The sequence below is a fragment of the Pseudonocardia sp. CA-107938 genome, from assembly GCF_050936315.1.
Classification (GTDB): Bacteria; Actinomycetota; Actinomycetes; order Mycobacteriales; family Pseudonocardiaceae; genus Pseudonocardia.
Genome location: NZ_JBNJNA010000001.1, coordinates 2,285,760 through 2,304,451 on the forward strand (window position 1 = coordinate 2,285,760; position 18,692 = coordinate 2,304,451).

Annotated in this window: 21 protein-coding genes; 15 read left to right on the plus strand and 6 right to left on the minus strand. The window is 73.6% G+C overall.

Going from position 1 to position 18,692, the window contains the following annotated elements:
* The first annotated feature begins 1 nt into the window (after nt 1).
* From alr to tsaD, 7 genes are read left to right on the plus strand one after another with little or no spacing between them, the layout of a single operon-like run.
* Complete coding sequence (gene alr, locus ACQEVB_RS11520) at nt 2-1,159, plus strand: alanine racemase (RefSeq protein ID WP_432968769.1); 1,158 nt, start codon at nt 2-4, stop codon at nt 1,157-1,159.
* Nucleotides 1,156-2,286, plus strand: coding sequence for an alpha/beta fold hydrolase (locus tag ACQEVB_RS11525; protein WP_432968772.1), 1,131 nt, complete (start codon nt 1,156-1,158; stop codon nt 2,284-2,286). The genes alr and ACQEVB_RS11525 overlap by 4 nt, the downstream gene beginning before the upstream one ends.
* Complete coding sequence (gene tsaE, locus ACQEVB_RS11530) at nt 2,283-2,747, plus strand: tRNA (adenosine(37)-N6)-threonylcarbamoyltransferase complex ATPase subunit type 1 TsaE (RefSeq protein WP_432968775.1); 465 nt, start codon at nt 2,283-2,285, stop codon at nt 2,745-2,747. Before ACQEVB_RS11525 ends, tsaE begins: the two co-directional genes overlap by 4 nt.
* A complete protein-coding gene (locus tag ACQEVB_RS11535; protein ID WP_432968778.1) occupies nt 2,744-3,442 on the plus strand; it encodes an HAD family hydrolase in 699 nt (232 codons plus the stop codon). The genes tsaE and ACQEVB_RS11535 overlap by 4 nt, the downstream gene beginning before the upstream one ends.
* Before the next feature lie 17 nt (nt 3,443-3,459).
* The gene (gene tsaB / locus ACQEVB_RS11540; RefSeq protein WP_432968781.1) at nt 3,460-4,113 is read left to right on the plus strand and encodes a tRNA (adenosine(37)-N6)-threonylcarbamoyltransferase complex dimerization subunit type 1 TsaB; all 654 of its coding nucleotides are present in this window, start codon (nt 3,460-3,462) and stop codon (nt 4,111-4,113) included.
* Nucleotides 4,110-4,565, plus strand: a complete 456-nt coding sequence (rimI, locus tag ACQEVB_RS11545) for a ribosomal protein S18-alanine N-acetyltransferase (protein ID WP_432968784.1) — start codon at nt 4,110-4,112, stop codon at nt 4,563-4,565. The genes tsaB and rimI overlap by 4 nt, the downstream gene beginning before the upstream one ends.
* A complete protein-coding gene (tsaD, locus tag ACQEVB_RS11550) occupies nt 4,562-5,596 on the plus strand; it encodes a tRNA (adenosine(37)-N6)-threonylcarbamoyltransferase complex transferase subunit TsaD (protein ID WP_432968787.1) in 1,035 nt (344 codons plus the stop codon). Before rimI ends, tsaD begins: the two co-directional genes overlap by 4 nt.
* 10 nt (nt 5,597-5,606) lie before the next feature.
* On the opposite strand, the gene ACQEVB_RS11555 is transcribed toward tsaD, so the two are convergent.
* Both ACQEVB_RS11555 and ACQEVB_RS11560 read right to left on the minus strand, forming a co-directional pair.
* Nucleotides 5,607-6,161, minus strand: coding sequence for an NUDIX domain-containing protein (locus ACQEVB_RS11555; RefSeq protein ID WP_432968790.1), 555 nt, complete (start codon nt 6,159-6,161; stop codon nt 5,607-5,609).
* A 2-nt stretch (nt 6,162-6,163) separates the two neighbouring features.
* On the minus strand, nt 6,164-6,712 hold the full coding sequence (locus tag ACQEVB_RS11560; protein WP_432968793.1) for a CGNR zinc finger domain-containing protein: 549 nt from the start codon (nt 6,710-6,712) through the stop codon (nt 6,164-6,166).
* 78 nt (nt 6,713-6,790) lie between these two features.
* On the opposite strand from ACQEVB_RS11560, the gene ACQEVB_RS11565 reads away from it, so the two are divergent.
* Nucleotides 6,791-7,714, plus strand: a complete 924-nt coding sequence (locus ACQEVB_RS11565; RefSeq protein ID WP_432968796.1) for a DMT family transporter — start codon at nt 6,791-6,793, stop codon at nt 7,712-7,714.
* A gap of 3 nt (nt 7,715-7,717) precedes the next feature.
* Here the strand turns inward: ACQEVB_RS11565 and ACQEVB_RS11570 are convergent, their stop codons facing one another.
* Nucleotides 7,718-8,635, minus strand: a complete 918-nt coding sequence (locus ACQEVB_RS11570) for an aldo/keto reductase (protein ID WP_432980299.1) — start codon at nt 8,633-8,635, stop codon at nt 7,718-7,720.
* A gap of 201 nt (nt 8,636-8,836) precedes the next feature.
* Here ACQEVB_RS11570 and groES point away from each other — a divergent pair, with 201 nt between their 5' ends.
* Together groES and groL are read left to right on the plus strand one after the other, a co-directional pair.
* A complete protein-coding gene (gene groES, locus ACQEVB_RS11575; RefSeq protein ID WP_013677399.1) occupies nt 8,837-9,127 on the plus strand; it encodes a co-chaperone GroES in 291 nt (96 codons plus the stop codon).
* A gap of 83 nt (nt 9,128-9,210) precedes the next feature.
* Nucleotides 9,211-10,830 (plus strand): chaperonin GroEL, encoded by a 1,620-nt coding sequence (gene groL / locus ACQEVB_RS11580; RefSeq protein ID WP_432968799.1) that lies wholly within the window; start codon nt 9,211-9,213, stop codon nt 10,828-10,830.
* A 236-nt stretch (nt 10,831-11,066) separates the two neighbouring features.
* Here groL and ACQEVB_RS11585 read toward each other — a convergent pair whose 3' ends face one another.
* Complete coding sequence (locus ACQEVB_RS11585) at nt 11,067-11,411, minus strand: WhiB family transcriptional regulator (RefSeq protein WP_432968802.1); 345 nt, start codon at nt 11,409-11,411, stop codon at nt 11,067-11,069.
* 121 nt (nt 11,412-11,532) lie between these two features.
* On the opposite strand from ACQEVB_RS11585, the gene ACQEVB_RS11590 reads away from it, so the two are divergent.
* From ACQEVB_RS11590 to ACQEVB_RS11605, 4 genes are all read left to right on the plus strand, one after another.
* The gene (locus tag ACQEVB_RS11590; protein WP_432968805.1) at nt 11,533-12,417 is read left to right on the plus strand and encodes a hypothetical protein; all 885 of its coding nucleotides are present in this window, start codon (nt 11,533-11,535) and stop codon (nt 12,415-12,417) included.
* A gap of 166 nt (nt 12,418-12,583) precedes the next feature.
* Nucleotides 12,584-13,180, plus strand: coding sequence for a response regulator transcription factor (locus ACQEVB_RS11595; RefSeq protein ID WP_075942692.1), 597 nt, complete (start codon nt 12,584-12,586; stop codon nt 13,178-13,180).
* A gap of 335 nt (nt 13,181-13,515) precedes the next feature.
* The gene (locus tag ACQEVB_RS11600; protein WP_432968808.1) at nt 13,516-14,088 is read left to right on the plus strand and encodes a sigma-70 family RNA polymerase sigma factor; all 573 of its coding nucleotides are present in this window, start codon (nt 13,516-13,518) and stop codon (nt 14,086-14,088) included.
* Entirely contained in the window at nt 14,088-15,119 is a 1,032-nt protein-coding gene (locus ACQEVB_RS11605) for an anti-sigma-D factor RsdA (protein WP_432968811.1), read from the plus strand. Before ACQEVB_RS11600 ends, ACQEVB_RS11605 begins: the two co-directional genes overlap by 1 nt.
* A gap of 28 nt (nt 15,120-15,147) precedes the next feature.
* On the opposite strand, the gene ACQEVB_RS11610 is transcribed toward ACQEVB_RS11605, so the two are convergent.
* Nucleotides 15,148-15,522 (minus strand): DUF5319 domain-containing protein, encoded by a 375-nt coding sequence (locus ACQEVB_RS11610; protein ID WP_432968814.1) that lies wholly within the window; start codon nt 15,520-15,522, stop codon nt 15,148-15,150.
* 231 nt (nt 15,523-15,753) lie between these two features.
* On the opposite strand from ACQEVB_RS11610, the gene guaB reads away from it, so the two are divergent.
* Nucleotides 15,754-17,259, plus strand: coding sequence for an IMP dehydrogenase (gene guaB / locus ACQEVB_RS11615; RefSeq protein ID WP_432968817.1), 1,506 nt, complete (start codon nt 15,754-15,756; stop codon nt 17,257-17,259).
* Here the strand turns inward: guaB and ACQEVB_RS11620 are convergent.
* Nucleotides 17,219-18,682 carry a carboxylesterase/lipase family protein gene (locus ACQEVB_RS11620; protein ID WP_432968821.1) on the minus strand — a complete coding sequence of 488 codons (1,464 nt, stop codon included), beginning with the start codon at nt 18,680-18,682 and terminating at the stop codon, nt 17,219-17,221. The genes guaB and ACQEVB_RS11620 overlap by 41 nt on opposite strands.
* Nucleotides 18,683-18,692: the final 10 nt, after the last annotated feature.

Sequence of the window (18,692 nt, forward strand, 5' to 3'; positions counted from 1 at the left end):
GATGCAGTTCGTGCCCGACGCCCCGCCCCCGCGCGCCGAGGCCGTGGTCGACCTGGCCGCGGTCCGGCACAACGTCGGCGTGCTGCGGGCGGCTGCGCCGGATTCCGCGCTGATGGCCGTGGTCAAGGCGGACGGGTACGGGCACGGGGCGGTCGCCGTCGGGTCGGCCGCGCTGGCCGCGGGGGCCACCTGGTTGGGCGTGTGCACGCTGGAGGAGGCGCTCGCGCTGCGGGCCGGCGGCATCGACGCGCCGGTGCTGTCGTGGCTGCACGTGCCCACCGACGACTTCACCGAGGCCGTGGCGGCCGGGATCGACCTGTCCGTCGGCTCGGTGGCGCACCTCGACGCCGTGCTGGCCGGTGCGCGCGCCGCCGGGCGCACCGCGCGGCTGCACCTCAAGATCGACACCGGCCTCTCGCGCGGTGGCGCGCAGCCCGCGCAGTGGGCCGACCTGGTCGACGCAGCCGCGAAGGCCGTCGCCGAGGGCACGGCCGAGGTGGTGGCGGTGTTCTCGCACCTCTCCCACGGCGACACCCCAGGTCACCCGACGCTGGACCTGCAGGCCGAGCGGCTCACCACCGCGTGGCAGGCGGCGCGCGACCGCGGCCTGCACCCGATCCGGCACCTCGCCAACTCAGGGGCCACCCTCATGCGCCGCCCCGAGCTGGCGCTCGACCTGGTCCGCCCCGGCATCGCCGTGTACGGCCTCGACCCGTACGACCGGCCCGTCGCGCAGAGCCCGCTGCGGCCCGCCATGCGGCTGCAGGCCAGGGTCGCGCTGGTCAAGCGCGTGCCGGCCGGCGAGGGCGTGGCGTACGGGCACGAGTGGGTCGCGCCCGTCGAGACGACGCTGGCGCTCCTCCCGGTCGGGTACGCCGACGGGGTGCCGCGCCGGCTCAACCGCGACGGCCGCATGCGGGTGCTGCTCGGCGGCGAACTGCGGCCGGCGGTCGGGCGGATCAGCATGGACCAGGTGGTCGTCGACTGCGGCGACGCGCCCGTCGCCGAGGGTGATCTCGCGGTGCTCTTCGGCTCCGGGGCCGACGGCGAACCGACCGCGCAGGACTGGGCCGACGAGCTGGGCACGATCCACTACGAGGTGGTCACCGGCGTGCGCGGCCCGCGGGTCACGCGCGTCGTGCGGGAGGAGCCGTGGTGAACCGCCAGCAGACGATCTGGGGCGCCGTGGGGGCAGCGGGTGCCGCGGTGGCCGGCCTGGCCGTCGGAGCGGCGGCGCGCAAGCGCCACCGGATCGCCGTCGACCGCCGCCGGCTCGCCACCCAGCTGTCCGAGGGGGCCGCGCCGGGGGAGCAGCCACCCGGCGAGTCCGTCTCCGTGATCTCCGACGACGGGTTGCGCCTGGACTGCGAGGAGATCGCCCCGCTCGACGGCGGCACCGCCGACGTCACGCTGGTGCTGGTGCACGGCTTCGCGCTCGATCGCCGCACCTGGCACTTCCAGCGCCGGACGTTCGCCGAGCTCACCGAACCGCGGGTCCACCAGGTCCTGTACGACGTGCGCAGCCACGGCCGCTCCGAGCGCGGCCCGCGGGAGAGCTGCACGATCGAGCAGCTGGGCCGCGACCTGGAGTGCGTGATCCGCACGCTGGTGCCGGAGGGCCCGATCGTGCTGGTCGGGCACTCCATGGGCGGCATGACCGTGATGGCGCTCGCCGAGCAGCACCCCGAGCTGTTCGAGGAGCGGATCATCGGGGTCGGGCTGGTGTCGACGTCGGCGGGCGAGGTCGGCGCCCAGGGCCTGCCACGGGCGCTGCTGTCGCGGCGCAACCCGTTCACGCGCGGCGTCGGGTTGCTGGCGAAGGCGCAGCCGACGCTCGTCGAGACGGGCCGACGCCTGCTGGGCGACATCATCTGGGCGATCACCCGCAACTTCGCCTACGGCGACCACAACGTCGAGCCGTGGATGGTCGACCTGGTCGACACCATGATCAGCGCGAACGCCGTCGACGCGCTCACCGACTTCGTCGACACCGTCAACTCGCACGACCGCATCGCCGCGCTGCCCGCCCTCGCCGGCTGCGAGGTGCTCGTCGCGGCCGGCGACGCCGACCGGGTGATCCCGTTCAGCCACGCCGAGCGGATCGCGGGGGAGCTGGCCGACGCCACGCTCGTGCGGTTCCCCGGCGTCGGGCACATGCCGATGCTGGAGCAGCACGAGGCGATGGACGACGCGCTGGTGGAGCTGGTGCGGCGGAGCATGCGGCGCACGGGCGGCGAGCCCACGACCAAGCAGGGGTTCCTGCGCAGGCTGCGGAGACAGGCATGACACAGACGCACACCGTCCCCCTCGACACCCCGATCGAGCTGCCCGATCCCGCCGACACCGAGGCGCTCGGCGAGCAGCTCGCTGCCGGGCTGGGCGCCGGCGACCTGATCGTGCTGGCCGGCCCGCTCGGGGCCGGCAAGACCGTGTTCGTGCGCGGGCTGGCCCGCGGGCTCGGCGTCACCGGCGCGGTCACGTCGCCGACGTTCGTGATCGCCCGCGAGCACCGGCCCGGCCCGGACGGGGCCGGGGTGCCGCTCGTGCACGTCGACGCCTACCGGCTCGGCGGCGCGGCCGAGCTGGACGACCTGGACCTCGACACCGACCTCGACGCCGCCGTCGTCGCCGTCGAGTGGGGTGAGGGCGTGGCCGAGCGGCTCGCGCAGCAGCACCTGCTCGTGCGGCTGGAGCGGCGGCCCGACGACGTGCGCGTGGCCACCGTGAGTCGCATGGCCTCGCGGTGACCGTCGAAGCGGTCATCTTCGACTGGGGCGGCACGCTCACCCCGTGGAACAGCGTCGAGCCGCGGGAGAGCTGGCTGGCGTTCGCGCGGGCGGTGCACGACGATCCGGCGCACGCCGACGAGGTCGCGGCAGCGCTGCTGGGCGCGGAGCAGAAGCGCTGGGCGACGGTGCTCGACGACCACCGCGCGTTCACCACGGCCCAGGTGCTCGCCGACGCCGCCATCACCGGCGACCCGGCCGCGCTGGACGCGTACAAGGAGTTCTGGGTGCAGGTCAGCCACGTGCGCCCGGAGGCGGCGCCGGTGCTCGACGAGCTGCGTGGTCAGGGACTGCGGCTCGGGCTGCTCTCGTCCACGCACTGGCCGCGGGACTGGCACGAGGAATGGCTGGCGCGTGACGGGCTGCTGGAACGGCTCGACGCCTGCGTGTGGTCGAGCGACCTGCCGTACACGAAGCCGCACCGCACGGCGTTCCTGGTGGCGATGGAGGCCGTCGGCGTCACCGATCCGAGCACGTGCGTCTACGTGGGCGACCGCCTCTTCGACGACGTGCACGGCGCGCAGGCCGCCGGGATGCGCGCGGTGCTGGTGCCGCACAGCGACGTCCCGGCGCACCAGGTGGTGGCCGTCGACGTGACGCCGGATGCCGTGCTGGACCGGCTCTCCGACCTCCCGGGCATCATCGCGACCTGGTGACGGCCTACCCTCGCTCCGTGCTCGTCCTGGCCATCGACACCGCCACCCCCGCCGTCACCGCGGGTCTCGTCGCTCTCACCGACGACGGTGTGGAGCAGCGCGCGGCCCGGGTCGCCGTCGACGCCCGCAAGCACGCCGAGCTGCTGATGCCGCTGGTGCTGCAGGCCTGTGCGGACGCCGCCGTGGTGCTGCGCGACGTCGAAGCCGTCGTCGTGGGGGCCGGGCCGGGCCCGTTCACGGGGCTGCGGGTCGGCATGGTCACCGCGGCCGCCCTCGGCGACGCGCTGGAGATCCCCGTGCACGGGGTCTGCTCGCTGGACGCGATCGCGGCCGACTCGCCGCGCGGCGAGCCCCTGCTCGTGGTCACCGACGCCCGTCGGCGCGAGGTCTACTGGGCCGCCTACGACGCCGACGGCCGGCGCGTCGACGGCCCGCACGTCGAGGCGCCCGCGGCGCTGGCCGAGCGGGCCGGCGGGTACGTCGTCGCAGGTGGGATGGCCGGCGTGCTCGACGGTCCGGTCGTCGGGCCGGACGCGCCGAGCCCAGCCGGACTGGTCACCGCCGCCGCTGCGGCCCTGCGCTCCGGCGCCCCGGCGCCGCTGGAGCCGCTCTACCTGCGCCGCCCCGACGCCGTCGAGCCGGCCGGCCGCAAGCGGGTCACCACCGGATGACGGTCACCATCGACGCGCTCACCGCCGCCGACGCCGACCGGTGCGCCGAGCTGGAGAAGGTGCTGTTCCCCTACGACCGGCCGTGGACCGCGCCCGCCTTCGTGTCCGAGCTGCGGGCCGGGCGCACCTACTACGCCGCCCGCGACGGCGACGCGCTCATCGGCTACGCCGGGATCGGGTTCGTGGCCGGGCCGCCCGAGGCCGAGGCCGAGATCCACAACCTCGGCGTCGACCCCGACCACCAGGGACGCGGCGTGGGCCGCCGGCTGCTGCGGGCGCTGCTCGCCGTCGCCGACGACGCCGCGGCCGTCGTCTACCTCGAGGTGCACACCGAGAACGAGCCGGCGATCAAGCTCTACGAGAGCGAGGGCTTCGCCGTCGTCGGCACGCGCCGCCGCTACTACCGCAACGGGGCCGACGCCCACACGATGCGCAGAGAGGCCGTCAGATGATCGTCATGGGGTTCGAGACCTCCTGCGACGAGACCGGCATCGGGATCGTCCGGCAGGACGGCGGCGGCCCGGAGCTGCTGGCCAACGAGGTGGCGTCGTCGGTCGACGAGCACGCCCGCTTCGGCGGCGTGGTGCCCGAGGTGGCCTCGCGCGCGCACCTGCAGGCCATGGTTCCGGCCGTGCACCGGGCGCTCGCCACCGCCGGGATCCGCGGGCGCGACGTCGACGCCGTCGCCGTCACCGCAGGTCCGGGGCTCACCGGGGCGCTGCTCGTCGGGGTCGCGGCGGCCAAGGCGTACGCCACGGCGTGGGACGTGCCGCTGTACGGGGTGAACCACCTCGCCGCGCACGTCGCCGTCGACACGCTGCAGCACGGCCCGTTGCCGCCGGCGCTCGCGCTGCTGGTGTCCGGCGGGCACTCCAGCCTGCTCGACGTGCCCGACCTCGCCGGGCCCGTCACCCCGCTCGGCGCCACGATCGACGACGCGGCCGGCGAGGCGTTCGACAAGGTCGCGAGGCTGCTCGGGCTGCCGTTCCCCGGCGGGCCGCACATCGACCGCGTCGCCCGCGACGGCGACCCCAACGCCATCGCGTTCCCGCGCGGGCTCACCGGCCCCCGCGACGCCCCGTTCGACTTCTCCTTCTCCGGCCTCAAGACCGCCGTCGCGCGGCACGTCGAGGCACTGGAACGGGCCGGCACCCCGGTGCCCGTCGCGGACGTGGCGGCGAGCTTCCAGGAGGCCGTCACCGACGTGCTGACGGCGAAGGCGGTGCGCGCCGCCCGCGAGCGCGGCATGGAGACGCTGCTGCTCGGCGGCGGGGTGGCGGCCAACTCGCGGCTGCGCGCCATGGCGCAGGAGCGGTGCGACGCCGCCGGGATCGTGCTGCGCGTGCCGCGGCCGGGGCTGTGCACGGACAACGGCGCGATGGTCGCGGCGCTGGGCGTGCACCTCGTGGCGGCCGGCGCGAAGCCCAGCCCGCTGGACCTGCCCGCGGACTCCGCGATGCCGGTGACCGAGGTCCTCGTCTAGCGTCCGCAGGCTACGCCGTCAGCTTCGCCAGGAAGCGCTGGTAGTGCGGGTCGAAGCGGGCCGGGTCGGCGGCGCGGACCTCGGCGTGCGGCCACCAGCGGGCCTCGGTGAACTCTGTCCGGTCGATCGTGACGGGCATGCCGCGGGTGCCGGGGAGCACGAACCACAGGCTGACGTCGGTGTGGCCGGAGTCGATCCCGACCGTCCGGGTGACGGTGACGAACGCCGGCCGTTCGTCGGCGAACACCGGGTCGATGCCCAGTTCCTCGCGCGCCTCCCGCTCGGCGGTGACGGCCGGGTGCTCGTCAGGCTCGACGTGACCTCCCGGCGGCAGCCAGAGGCCGGCGTTGACGTGGTCGACGAGCAGGCTGCTGCGGTCGACCCGGTCCACCACGGCGACGTAGCTGACCAGGTGGCGGGCCGGGGTCGCCGGCTTCACCCGGCGGAACACGTCGTCGGTGCTCTCCAGCCAGCGCAGGGTGTCGGCGCGGTGCTCGGCTTCGAGATCGTCCAGCGGCTCGATGCTGCCGACCAGTTGGTGGACGAGCTCGACCGGCGGGCGCATCCCTAGATCTTGGCGCGGTGCTTGCGCACCCGCGCCCGCACCCCGCACACGTTCGACGCGCACCAGCGGCGCTTGCCGGCCGGGTCGAGGAAGGCCATGTGGCAGTCGTCGTCGGCGCAGGCGCCCAGCCGGATGTGCCCAGGCTCGGCCAGGAACTCGACGGCTTGCCGGGCGAGCGTGCCGAGGGCGGCCCGGGCGGTGGGGGGTGGGGCGAGCGCGATGCGCCCGTCGCGGACGACGGCCCGCGGGGCGGCGCTGGCGTCGAGCCACGGCTGGAGCGGGGCGACGTCGGGCACCGGCTCGCCGGCGACGGTCGCGACGACGATCGGGCGCAGCAGCTCGCGCAGTTCGCGCGCGGCATCCACGTCGGCGTCGACGGGCGGGGTCTGCGGCGTGAGCTGCTGGTGGTCCAGCCATTCGACGAGCTCGGGGAGCCCCCGCATGCGCTCGACGGGCTCGGGCCCGTACGCGCCGCCGACGGTGGCCAGCAGGTCGAGCCACGGTGCGCCGGTGTCGTACCGGAAGCCGGGATCGGCGAGTGGGCGTCGCATGCCGTCAATGTAACACCTTGACGCGTTACGCGTCGCCCGGCGAAGATGTAACACCTCAACTCGTTACGAGGGGGACGGATGAACCGGATCATGGGCCCGCTGTTCGTGCTGCTGTGGAGCGGCGGCTACCTCGCGGGCGGCATCGGCACCCGCGACACGCCGGCGTTCGCGCTGACGGCGTGGCGGTTCCTGCTCGCCGCTGCGCTGCTCGGGCTCGTCGCCGTCGTGACGCGGGCGCCGTGGCCGCGCAGCCGCCGCGCATGGGCCGACCTGGTCGTCACCGGTGTGCTGATGCAGGGCGTGCAGTTCGGCGCCGGCTACGCCGCGATAGGGCTGGGCGTGCCGGCAGCGCTCGCCGCGATGGTGCTGTGCCTGTCCCCCGTGCTGGTGGCGGTCGCGTCCGGGCCGGTGCTGGGCGAACGGCTCGGCCGCGTCGGGATCGCCGGTTCGACGCTCGCGGTGCTCGGCACCCTGATCGCCGGCGCCGGCCACCTGGACGACGGCGGCTCGACTGTCGGGTTCGTGTTGCTGCTCGTCGCACTCGTCGGGTTCGCCGCCGGCACGCTCTACCAGAAGAAGCGCGGCGCCACGATGGACCTGCGCACGGGCACCGTCGTGCAGCTGCTCGCCGGTGCCGCCGTGGTCGTGCCGGCCGCGCTGCTCGTCGACGGCGGGCTGCCGCTGCCGCCCAGCACCGCCGGTGCCGGTGCGCTGGCCTGGCTCGTGGTCGGCAACTCCGTGGGCGCCGCACTGCTGCTGTTCGTCCTGCTGCGCCGCGGCACCGGCGCCGGGGTCAGCGGCCTGCTCTACCTCGTGCCCCCGGTGACGGCGCTGCTCGCCGTGCCGGTGCTCGGCCAGCCGATCGGCGTCGAGACGGTCGTCGGGCTCGCCGTCACCCTCGTCGGCGTCGTGCTGGTGAACCGGGGCGGCAAGCCGGCATCCCCCAAGCTGCGGGGCACGGTCGACGTGCGTCAGGTGCTGGCGTCGCGGGTGCTGCTGTGACCGTCACGACGACACGTGCGCCAGCAGCCGCAGCTCGTCGGACGTGAGCGCGAGCGTCCGCATCGCCAGGAGCTCCTTCAGCTGCGGGACGGTGCGGGCGCTCGCGATCGGTGCCGTGACCCCCGACTGCGCGGACAGCCAGGCCAACGCCACCGCTGCCACCGGCACGCCGTGACCGGCTGCGATCTCGTCCAGAACGGCGAGCACCGCCGGCCCGCGCCGATCGTCCAGGTAGGCCTGCGCGCCGGCGGCCCGGACGCTGTCCACCGCCGGCCCGCGGTACTTGCCCGTCAGGAACCCCTTGGCCAGCCCGTAGTACGGGAAGCAGGCCAGCCCGTGCGCCGTGACCAGCGGCTCCAGCCCGGCCTCGAACGCGTCGCGCTCCATCAGGTTGTAGTGCGGCTGGATCGCCGTGTACGCCGTGAGGCCGTCGCGCTCGGCGATCTCCAGCGCCGACCGCAGCCGCTCCGGCGTGAAGTTGGACGCCCCGATCTCGCGGACCTTCCCGGCCCGCACCAGCGCGTCGAACGCGTCGAGGGTCTCCTCCTGCGCGGTGTCGGGATCGTCCTTGTGGGCGTAGTAGAGGTCGATCCGGTCGGTGCGCAGCCGGCGCAGCGAACCCTCGGCGGCCGTGGCGATGTTGGTCCCCGACAGACCGGGCTGCGCGGGCCATGACCCGACCTTCGTCGCGATGACGACCTGGTCGCGGTTCCCGCGCGCGGCCAGCCACTCGCCGATGATGGTCTCGGACTCGCCGCCGGAGTTGCCGGGCTTGCGCCACAGGTACGTGTCCGCGGTGTCGATCATCGTGCCGCCCGCCTCGACGAACGCGTCGAGCACGGCGAAGGACTCCGCCCGGTCCGCGGTCCACCCGAAGACGTTGCCGCCCAGGCACAATCCTGATCCGCCCACCTCGTCGATGATCGTCACGCGCGGAGACGTTACGCCGGGCGCCACACACGGGGGGCGGGCGTTGAGCCGTTGGCACTCTCATGGGTAGAGTGCCAAGTGCACGGCCGTCATGGCCGCTCCGGCACCCGCGACGACGGAGCGACCGCGGCCGCAACACCCACATACACACGCAATTTCGCGAGGCACACCCCAGGAAGGGGAGGTCATCAAGTGGCGAACATCAAGCCGCTCGAGGACAAGATCGTCGTCCAGGCCAGCGAGGCCGAGACCACCACGGCGTCCGGGATCGTCATCCCCGACACGGCGAAGGAGAAGCCCCAGGAGGGCAAGGTCCTCGCGGTCGGACCGGGTCGGATCGACGACAACGGCAACCGCGTCCCGCTCGACGTGGCCGTGGGCGACGTCGTCATCTACTCGAAGTACGGCGGCACCGAGGTCAAGTACAACGGCGAGGAGTACCTGATCCTCTCCGCCCGCGACGTGCTCGCGGTCGTCAACTGACTCGAGGCACCTGACGGGGCCGTCGTCCCCACTCCGGGGACGGCGGCCCCGTCTCGCTCGTAAGCGAAGGGATAAGGCAGGACATGCCGAAGCAGATCAGCTTCGACGAGACCGCCCGCCGTGCACTGGAGCGCGGGGTGAACCAGCTGGCCGACGCGGTCAAGGTCACCCTCGGTCCGCGCGGGCGCCACGTCGTGCTGGACAAGAAGTTCGGTGGGCCGACCGTCACCAACGACGGCGTCACCATCGCCCGCGAGATCGACCTCGAGGACCCGTACGAGAACCTCGGCGCGCAGCTCGCGAAGTCCGTCGCCACCAAGACCAACGACGTCGCGGGCGACGGCACCACCACCGCCACCGTGCTCGCCCAGGCCATGGTCGCCGCCGGCCTGCGCAACGTGGCGGCCGGCGCGAACCCGGCCGCGCTGGGCATCGGCATCGCGAAGGCCGCCGAGGCGGTCACCGAGGAACTGAAGAAGCGCGCCATCCCGGTCGACGACAAGGACCACGTCGCCCAGGTCGGCACCATCGCCTCCCGCGAGGCCGAGATCGGTTCGCTGATCTCCGAGGCGCTCAAGACCGTCGGCAAGGACGGCGTGATCACGGTGGAGGAGGGCTCCACCCTCGCCACCGAGCTGGAGATCACCGAGGGTCTGCAGTTCGACAAGGGCTACCTGTCGCCGTACTTCGTCTCCGACCCGGAGTCGATGGAGGCGGTGTTCGAGAACCCGTACGTCCTGCTGCACCGCGACAAGATCTCGGCGATCGCCGACCTCCTGCCGCTGCTGGAGAAGGTGCTCGGCGAGGGCAAGCCGCTGCTGATCATCGCCGAGGACGTCGACGGCGAGGCGCTGTCGACGCTCGTGGTGAACTCGATCCGCAAGACCGTCAAGGTCGCCGCGGTCAAGTCGCCGTTCTTCGGGGACCGCCGCAAGGCGTTCATGGACGACCTCGCCGTCGCCACCGGCGCCACGGTCATCAACCCCGAGGTCGGCCTGAAGCTGTCCGAGGCGGGCCTGGACCTGCTGGGCTCCGCGCGTCGCGTCGTCGTCACCAAGGACAACACGACGATCGTCGAGGGCGCCGGCTCCGCCGACGCCGTCGAGGCCCGGATCGCGCAGCTCAAGACGGAGATCGAGCAGTCCGACTCCGACTGGGACCGCGAGAAGCTGCAGGAGCGGCTGGCCAAGCTGTCCGGCGGCGTCGCCGTCATCAAGGTCGGCGCGGCCACCGAGACCGCCCTCAAGGAGCGCAAGCACCGCATCGAGGACGCCGTCTCGGCCACCCGCGCCGCGGTCGAGGAGGGCATCGTGCCCGGCGGCGGCTCCGCGCTGGTGCACGCCGCTGCCGTCCTGGACGGCGGCCTCGGCCTCGCCGGCGACGAAGCCACCGGTGTCGCGATCGTGCGCACCGCGCTGAAGGCGCCGCTGTTCTGGATCGCCGCCAACGGCGGCCTCGAGGGCGCGGTCGTCGTCGGCAAGGTCAGCGAGGGCGAGTGGGGGCAGGGCTTCAACGCCGCCACCCTCACCTACGGCGACCTCGTCGCCGACGGCGTCATCGACCCGGTCAAGGTCACCCGCTCCGCCGTGGTGAACGCCGCGTCGATCGCCCGCATGGTGCTCACCACCGAGAGCGCCGTGGTCGACAAGCCCGAGCCCCCGGCCGCCCCCGCGGCCGGCCACGGGCACGGGCACGGCCACTGAGGTAGCAACGAAAGGGCCGCCCCGGGATCGCTCCCGGGTGCGGCCCTTCGTGCTGCCCGGGGCACTTCGCAGAGGTTGAGCCCACTTCGCAGAGGTTCCAACCTGTGCGAGGTGCACCGAAGGTCTGCGAGGTCAGGTCAGGTCGCGCGCAATCTCGCCGATGAACGCCGTCGCCTGGTCGAACGGTGAGGACCTGCGGCCGAACGGCACGCCAGTGCTGTTCGGAGGACGCAGAACTACCGTGCTGTGCCGCTCGAGCGTGCGGTCCTGTCGGACGGCGCCGGTGAGCTCAGCCGCAGCTGCCGGTCACCGGCCCTGATGAGCACCTCGCGCTCGGCGACGGAGAGGCCGCCCCACACCCCGTAGGGCTCTTCGGCGGCGAGGGCGTGCCGCCGGCACTCGTCGAGCACCGTGCACGAGCGGCAGACCTGCTTGGCCTGCTCCTCGCGCCGCGCCTTGGCGGCGCCGCGCTCGCCCTCGGGGTGGAAGAAGAAGGCGCTGTCCATGCCGCGGCACGCGCCGCGCAGCTGCCACTCGTAGGTGTCGGCCACCGGACTCGGGAGCCTGTGCGTGTCTGCCACCCGTACCACCTGCCACTCCGTAGCGCCGGTGAAACCCACAGTAGGCGCGGGTGTTTGCGGCTACAAGGTCGACAATGGTCGTGTGAGGGAGTTGGCGTTCGGGGCAATGCCGGGTGCGCCCGTGCGCCTGCCCGCCGGTGCGAGCCACCGGGAGCGCTGGCTGGCTGCGGTGGCGCTGGGTGCCCAGGGGCGTTACGCGGCGGCGGCGACGGAGCTGGCCCGGCTGCGGGCGGACCCGACGACGCCGGTCGCCCTCGTCGCGCACGCCGCGGTGACGGCCGCCGCGCACCGGCGGCAGCTGGGCGGGCACGCCACCGCCCTCGCCGACGACGCGTTCGCGCTGCGGATCGCGTCGGCGGCCGAGGCCGAGCCGCCCGACGGTGACGGCACCGATGTGGCGGCGGCCCGGATCGACGCGCTCATCGGGCTCGCCGCGGACAACGTCGGGCTCGGCCGGCCGCTCGTCGCGCAGCGCCTACTCGACAGCGCAGAGTTGTCAACTCGTTACCATCCGTCATGGCGGATGCCCGTGCGGATCAGCTGGGTGCGCGCCGAGCTGTCCCTGCTGCGCGGTGAACCGGCGGCCGCGGTCGAGCCGGCGGCCGACGCGGTGCGGCGCGCGCGAGCGGCCGGATCGGTGCGGCACCTCGTCAAGTCCCTGATCGTGCACGTAGTTGCCACCTCATCGGCGGGTACGGCGGTCGCGGAGCGCGCCGTGCCGGAGCTGGACCGGCTGGCGCAGCAGTGCGCCGAGCACGGCCTCGCATCCCTCGAATGGCCCTGTCGGCTCGCCGCAGCCGATCTGCTCCTCCGTATGGGCGATACCGCAAACGACTCCGCCACCCACATGGCGCAGCAATCGGTGAGTGACACGACGAGCGGTGCGGCACGCCGACGACACGCCGCTTTCCGCACGATGAGCGACATCAAGAAACGCTGCGAACCGGTCGGCAGGCGCCTCATCGGGGTGTCGATGCAGCCACTCGGGTTCCAAGCGGTAATGTGATTACTCCATTCGGACCTACGTCACCCACATGACGAGTGCCACTTGGCGCAAGACTCCCGAATGGAGGGCACAAACCCGCCCTGATCGTGTCAAGGTGAAGCTGTCACTCGCCGATGCTTGGGGTGACACATCACCCGGCTGCAGGAAGCTGCAGGAAGGAATCGTCGTGACGACGGTACTCATCTGCGACGATCGTCGCAGCGTCCGCGAAGGCCTCACCCGCGTGATGTCCGCGGTCCCGGGGGTGCACCGGATCGATTGCGTCGCCCATGGGGACGAGTTGCTGGCCCGGTTCTCCCGGCAGCCGGTCGACGTCGTCCTCGTCGGCACGCAGCGCGCGGTGCCCACCGGGGTGGAGGCCACGCGGCGCCTGGTGGCGGCTCATCCCCAGGCCAACGTCATCGTCTTCGGTGCGCCCGACGACGCCGGCAGCATCGCTGCGGCGATCGCCGGCGGAGCGCGCGGCTACCTGCGCTGGGACGCGTCGCGCCCCGAGCTGGTGGCGGCGCTCGCGCACACGCTGGCGAGCACCGCGGTCCCCACGCCCCGTGCCCCCACGGACCCCGGCGTGCAGCTCACCGAGCGCGAGCTCCAGGTGCTGCGCGGCATGAGCCAGGGCAAGAGCAACGGGCAGATCGGGCGCGAGCTGTACCTGTCCGAGGACACGGTGAAGACGCACGCGCGGCGGCTGTTCCGCAAGCTCGGCGTCCGCGACCGCGCGCAGGCCGTGGCGCACGGCTTCCGGCGCGGCCTGGTGTCCTGAACCTCACGTCGAGGTAGCTGTTCACGCGCGGTGACGTGCACCCCGAGGTGCCCGTCGCCGTCGCCGTACGGGTGGTTCCGGTCGCGACGACGCTCCGTTCGCGGCCGGGTCCGTCCGGAGCCTGTCCTGGGACCGTTCGGGTGGTGATGTGCCCCGCCGTGCAACGGATCGGTACGTTGGATCGTCATGGTGGCGTTGGGCCTGGAGCCGTCCGCGGAAGGTGATCGCCGCTTCGCTACGGTGTGAGCGGAGGCATCACGGTCGGAAACTCTCCGTGATCAAACCGGGCCGAACACCGACCTAAATGTGCCGTAACACCAGGACGAGACCGCGCGATGAGTGAGACGACAGAGGTTCCCGACGAGCTCGTGGCCCTTGCGATGGCAGGGGACCGCCGGGCCGTCGGAACCGTGCTCGCCATCATTCGTCCGCTGGTCGTGCGGTACTGCCGCGCACGCCTCGGGCGGATGGACCGTTCGTCGGTCTCCGCCGACGACGTTGCGCAGGAGGTGTGTCTGGCCGTGCTGACGGCCCTTCCCGGCTACCGCGTCCAGGGACGACCGTTCCTGGCGTTCGTGTACGGCATCGCCTCCCACAAGGTGATCGATGCGCACCGAGCCGCGTCCCGCAACAGATCAGAACCCGTGGCCGACCTCCCCGACTCGGTGGAGGCCGCAGACGGTCCCGAACAGCGCGCCATGCGCGTCGAGACGTCCGGTGAGATGAGCCGGCTGCTCGACACGCTCCCCGAGAAGCAGCGCGAGATCCTCGTCCTGCGCGTCGTGGTGGGGCTGTCCGCGGAGGAGACGGCCGAGGCCGTCGGGTCCACCCCGGGCGCCGTCCGCGTCGCCCAGCACCGGGCGCTGGCCCGGCTGCGCAAGTCGATGCCCGAGGAGGAGGTGGTCTGATGCGCGACGACGAGCACCCCCGCCATCGGGGTCGCCCCCTGAACGGGCACCATCGGCCCGCCGGCATGACGGCGCGCCCCGCTCACCTGCACCCGGTGGAGGAACCCATCGATCTCGTGGCCGTGCAGGCCGACGACGAGCTGATCAGCGCGCTGGCCGCCGGCATGACGGTCTCCGCGCCGGGCTTCGGCGGCTACGACGCCGACGATCACGTCGCGGCCATCCTCGCCTCGTGGCGCGAGGACGTCGACGCCGACCCGATCCCCGAGCTCGTCGACATCGACACCGCGATCGCGACCATCAGGTCCGCCGGCCGTCCACGGACGCGCACCCGGCACCTCGCCCCGGTCGCTGCGGCCGCCGCGTTCGCCGTGTTCGCCATCGGCGGCGTGTCGGTGGGTTCGGCATCGGCCGAGCCCGGCGACACCCTGTGGGGCATCTCGAAGGTCCTGTTCTCCGAGCGCGCCGACTCGATCGAGGCCGCGGCGCGGGTCGAGGACCGCATCGACAACGCCAAGCGGGCGCTCGCCTCCGGGCAGTCGCTGCTGGCCGCGCAGGAGCTGAAGCAGGCCGAGGCCGACCTCGCCGTCGTGCGCCCCGAGGAGGGCAAGGCCGAGCTGGCCGAGGTGCAGGACTTCCTCGCCGCCAAGGCCGACGAGACCCCACCCGGCGAGCCCACCGATCCCGGCCAGCCGCTCAAGAAGGACAAGCAGCGGCGCGTCCCGCAGGGCGCCGCCGTGGGCGAGGACCCGTCGACCACCCCGAAGCCGAGCGGCACCACCCCCGGTGGCTCGTCCGCGGCGCCGCAGCCGGCGCCGGGCACCGACCCGAAGCCGGGGCACGACCCGCGGTCGCTGCAGGACCCGTCCACCGCGCCCAGCGGGCATCCCTCGGCCAGCACGTCGCCGACGCCGTCGCCGACCCCGTCACCGACGGCGACTCCCGAGGGCGGCCCGTCCTCGGGCACGTCGAGCCCGCCGCAGAGCATGGGCAGCACCCCGACAGAGCAGGACAGCCCCCGCACCTCGTGAGGGCGGGGGCTGTGCCGGGGTCGTCAGCTCAGGAGTCGGAGAGCACCGCGTCGGCGTAGCCGCGGCAGTACTCCCAGGTCACGTAGCTCGTCGGGTCGGGGTCGAAGGCCGGCTCGTGGGGCCGCATGAGGCCCTCGTCGAGCAGCTGCTGCAGGCTCGCGCGCAGCAGGCTCCACTCGTGGAAGTGCTGCTCGCCGCAGTCGCCGCAGTCGACGACGATGCCGCGCACCCCTCGCGTCTCCAGCAACGCCTGGTAGACGGCCAGATCCGCCAGATCGGCGATGACCTCGTCGCGCTCGACGTCGCTCAGGCGCTCCTGCTCCGACCCCTCGCCGTCGAGCGAGAGGGCCGGATCGTGCGGATCGCCGGCGAACGGGTCGGGCGGCAGTGCATCGGGTGACACGTTGTCGACGATACCCGCGTCGACACGCCGCCACCTCTTCGGTGCAGCCCCGGATGTCGGAATGGTCCGTGCCGCGCGGTCAGCGGACCGTGTTCGGCACCTCGCCGGGTGACCAGGTTCGCACGCCGCGGGTGGTCGGGTGCCGCGCTCGCGCCCGCGCTGCCATCTACGATGGTCGTTCACGGCGGTGCTCGCCGCCGGTGAGTCGTACGGAAGGCGCGGACACCGCCGATGACCAGCGAGACCGGGAGCCTGCCGGAGAAGTTCGCGATGCTCGGCCTGACCTTCGACGACGTGCTGCTGCTGCCGGCCGAGTCCGACGTCGTGCCCAGCGCGGTCGACACGAGCACGCAGGTCACCCGCCGGGTGCGGTTGCGGGTGCCGATCGTGTCGTCGCCGATGGACACCGTCACCGAGTCGCGCATGGCCATCGCCATGGCCCGCGCCGGCGGGCTGGGCGTGCTGCACCGCAACCTGGCGCCCGAGGAGCAGGCGCTGCAGGTGGAGATCGTGAAGCGGTCGGAGGCCGGCATGGTCACCGACCCGGTCACCTGCTCGCCCGAGGACACCCTCGCCGACGTCGACCGGCTGTGCGCGAAGTTCCGCATCTCCGGCGTGCCCGTCACCGACGCCGGCGGGCAGCTCGTCGGCATCATCACCAACCGCGACATGCGCTTCGAGATGGACCACTCCCGGCCCGTCAGCGAGGTGATGACGCGCGCCCCGCTGATCACCGCCCGCGTCGGGGTGAGCGCGGAGGCCGCGCTCGGCCTGCTGCGCCGGCACAAGCTGGAGAAGCTGCCGATCATCGACGGCGACGGCGTGCTGCGCGGGCTCATCACGATCAAGGACTTCAACAAGACCGAGAAGTACCCGCTGGCCACGAAGGACCCGGACGGCCGCCTGGTGGTCGCCGCCGCGGTGGGCGTCGGCGACGAGGGCTACGCGCGGGCCATGCAGCTGGTCGACGCCGGCGTCGACGTCCTCATGGTCGACACCGCGCACGGGCACTCGCGGCGCGTGCTGGAGACGGTGGCGAAGCTGCGTGCCGAGGTCGGGCACGGCGTCGACGTCGTCGGCGGCAACGTGGCCACCCGCGCCGGCGCGGCCGCGCTGGTGGAGGCCGGGGCCGACGCCGTCAAGGTCGGGGTGGGGCCGGGCTCGATCTGCACCACGCGCGTGGTCGCCGGGGTGGGCGCCCCGCAGATCACCGCGATCTACGAGGCCGCGCAGGCGTGCGCGGCCGCCGGCGTGCCGGTGATCGGCGACGGCGGCATCCAGTACTCCGGTGACATCTCCAAGGCGATCGCCGCCGGCGCGTCCAGCGTCATGCTGGGCAGCCTGCTGGCCGGCACGGCGGAGTCGCCGGGCGAGCTGATCCTGGTGGGCGGCAAGCAGTTCAAGACCTACCGCGGCATGGGCTCGCTGGGCGCCATGCGCTCGCGCGGCGACGCGAAGAGCTACTCCAAGGACCGCTACGCGCAGGACGACGTGCTGAGCGAGGACAAGCTGGTTCCCGAGGGCATCGAAGGCCGCATCCCGTTCCGCGGGCCGCTCGCGCAGGTCGTCCACCAGCTCGTGGGCGGGCTCCGCTCCGGCATGGGCTACGCCGGCGCGCAGACCATCCCGGCCCTGCAGCGGGCGCAGCTGGTGCGTATCACGGCCGCGGGGCTCAAGGAGAGCCACCCGCACGACATCACGATGACGGTCGAGGCGCCGAACTACGTGAGCCGCTGAGCCCGAGCACCCCGAACCGCAGGCCGCGCCAGAGCTCGCGGGACCGTTCCTCGGGATAGGGCAGCACGGCGGGCTCGGCGTCGTAGACGCGGGTGCGCCGGGTGGCGAGGTCGTACGGCGTCCAGCCCGGGTCGCCCTTCGCGACGAACGCGAGGTGCTCGGCGCGCATCACCTCGCCCAGCCGCTGGGCCTGAGCGAGCGCGGCAGGCCCGGCCGCGGTGATCTCGCCCCGGAAGTCGGCGGTGCCGTAGACGAGCAGCGTGTCGAGCGAGTGCGTGGCGCCGGCCGGCGCGAACCCCCACAGCAGCTCCGCGAGCCACACCCGCGCCCCGCCGACGAGGGCGGCCTCGGCGAGGTGCAGCGTCGGCATCCGCATCAGCCAGTCGGCCATGGCGTTGTCGCGCAGCTCGTCGGCGGTGAACGCGCCGCTCGCGCGGTAGCGGGCCAGCCCCGGCGTCGGATCGACGTGATCCACCGCTGTCTCCTCGACGCCGAGGAGGTCCGCGAGGAACGCGTACTCGTCGCGGGTGTGCGCCACCAGCAGCTCGAGGTCGCGGGCCGCGCCGCGCGCCAGCGCCGGCCACGGCGCCTCCGGCAGCACCTCGCCGTCCACCACCGGGGAGAACGGCGTGGGCGTGCAGGCGACGCCGCCCCAGCGCTCCAGCTGCTTCGACAGCCGGCCGGTCACGGCGGCGGCTGCGGCGACGAGGTCGTCCGGGGCGAGTGCGGCGAGCTCCGCCGCGCGCGGTGTGCGACCGATCTCGGCGGCGATCTCGGCGGAGATGTCGTCGGCCAGCTCGGTGCTGAAGAACGTGCCGGGGACGCTGTGCAGGATCGCCCGCCGGAACAGGCCGGCCGACGCCGGCATCGCGAGCAGCGCGGCGATGGACCCTGCACCCGCGGACTGGCCGAACACCGTGACGTTGCCCGGGTCGCCGCCGAACGCCGCAGCGTTGTCCTGCACCCACTGCAGCGCGGCCAGCTGGTCGAGCAGTCCGCGGTTGTCCGGCGCACCGGCCAACCGGGCGAAGCCCTCGGCGCCCGTCCGGTAGTGGGCGCTGACGACGACGACCCCGCCCGCGGCGAGCGTGGCGCCGTCGAGGGTCGGGCTGGCCGAGTTGCAGCGCAGGTAGCCGCCGCCCGAGATCCACACGATCACCGGCAGGCCGGTGCGGCCGGGGTCCGGGGTCCAGACCGTCAGGGTGAGCCAGTCGTCGCCCTCGGTGCTGCGGCCCGGCTGGGGCGGTGGCGGCCCGAACTCGGTGGCGTCGCGGACCCCGTCCCACGCCTGCGTGGGGCGCGGAGCGGCGAACCGGGCGGCTCCCACGGGTCGCGCGGCGAACGGCACCCCGCGGAACACGGTGACCTCTCCCTGCTGCGTCCCCTCGATCGTCCCGGCCGTCGTGCGCGTTCGCGTCCCCACGCGGCACACC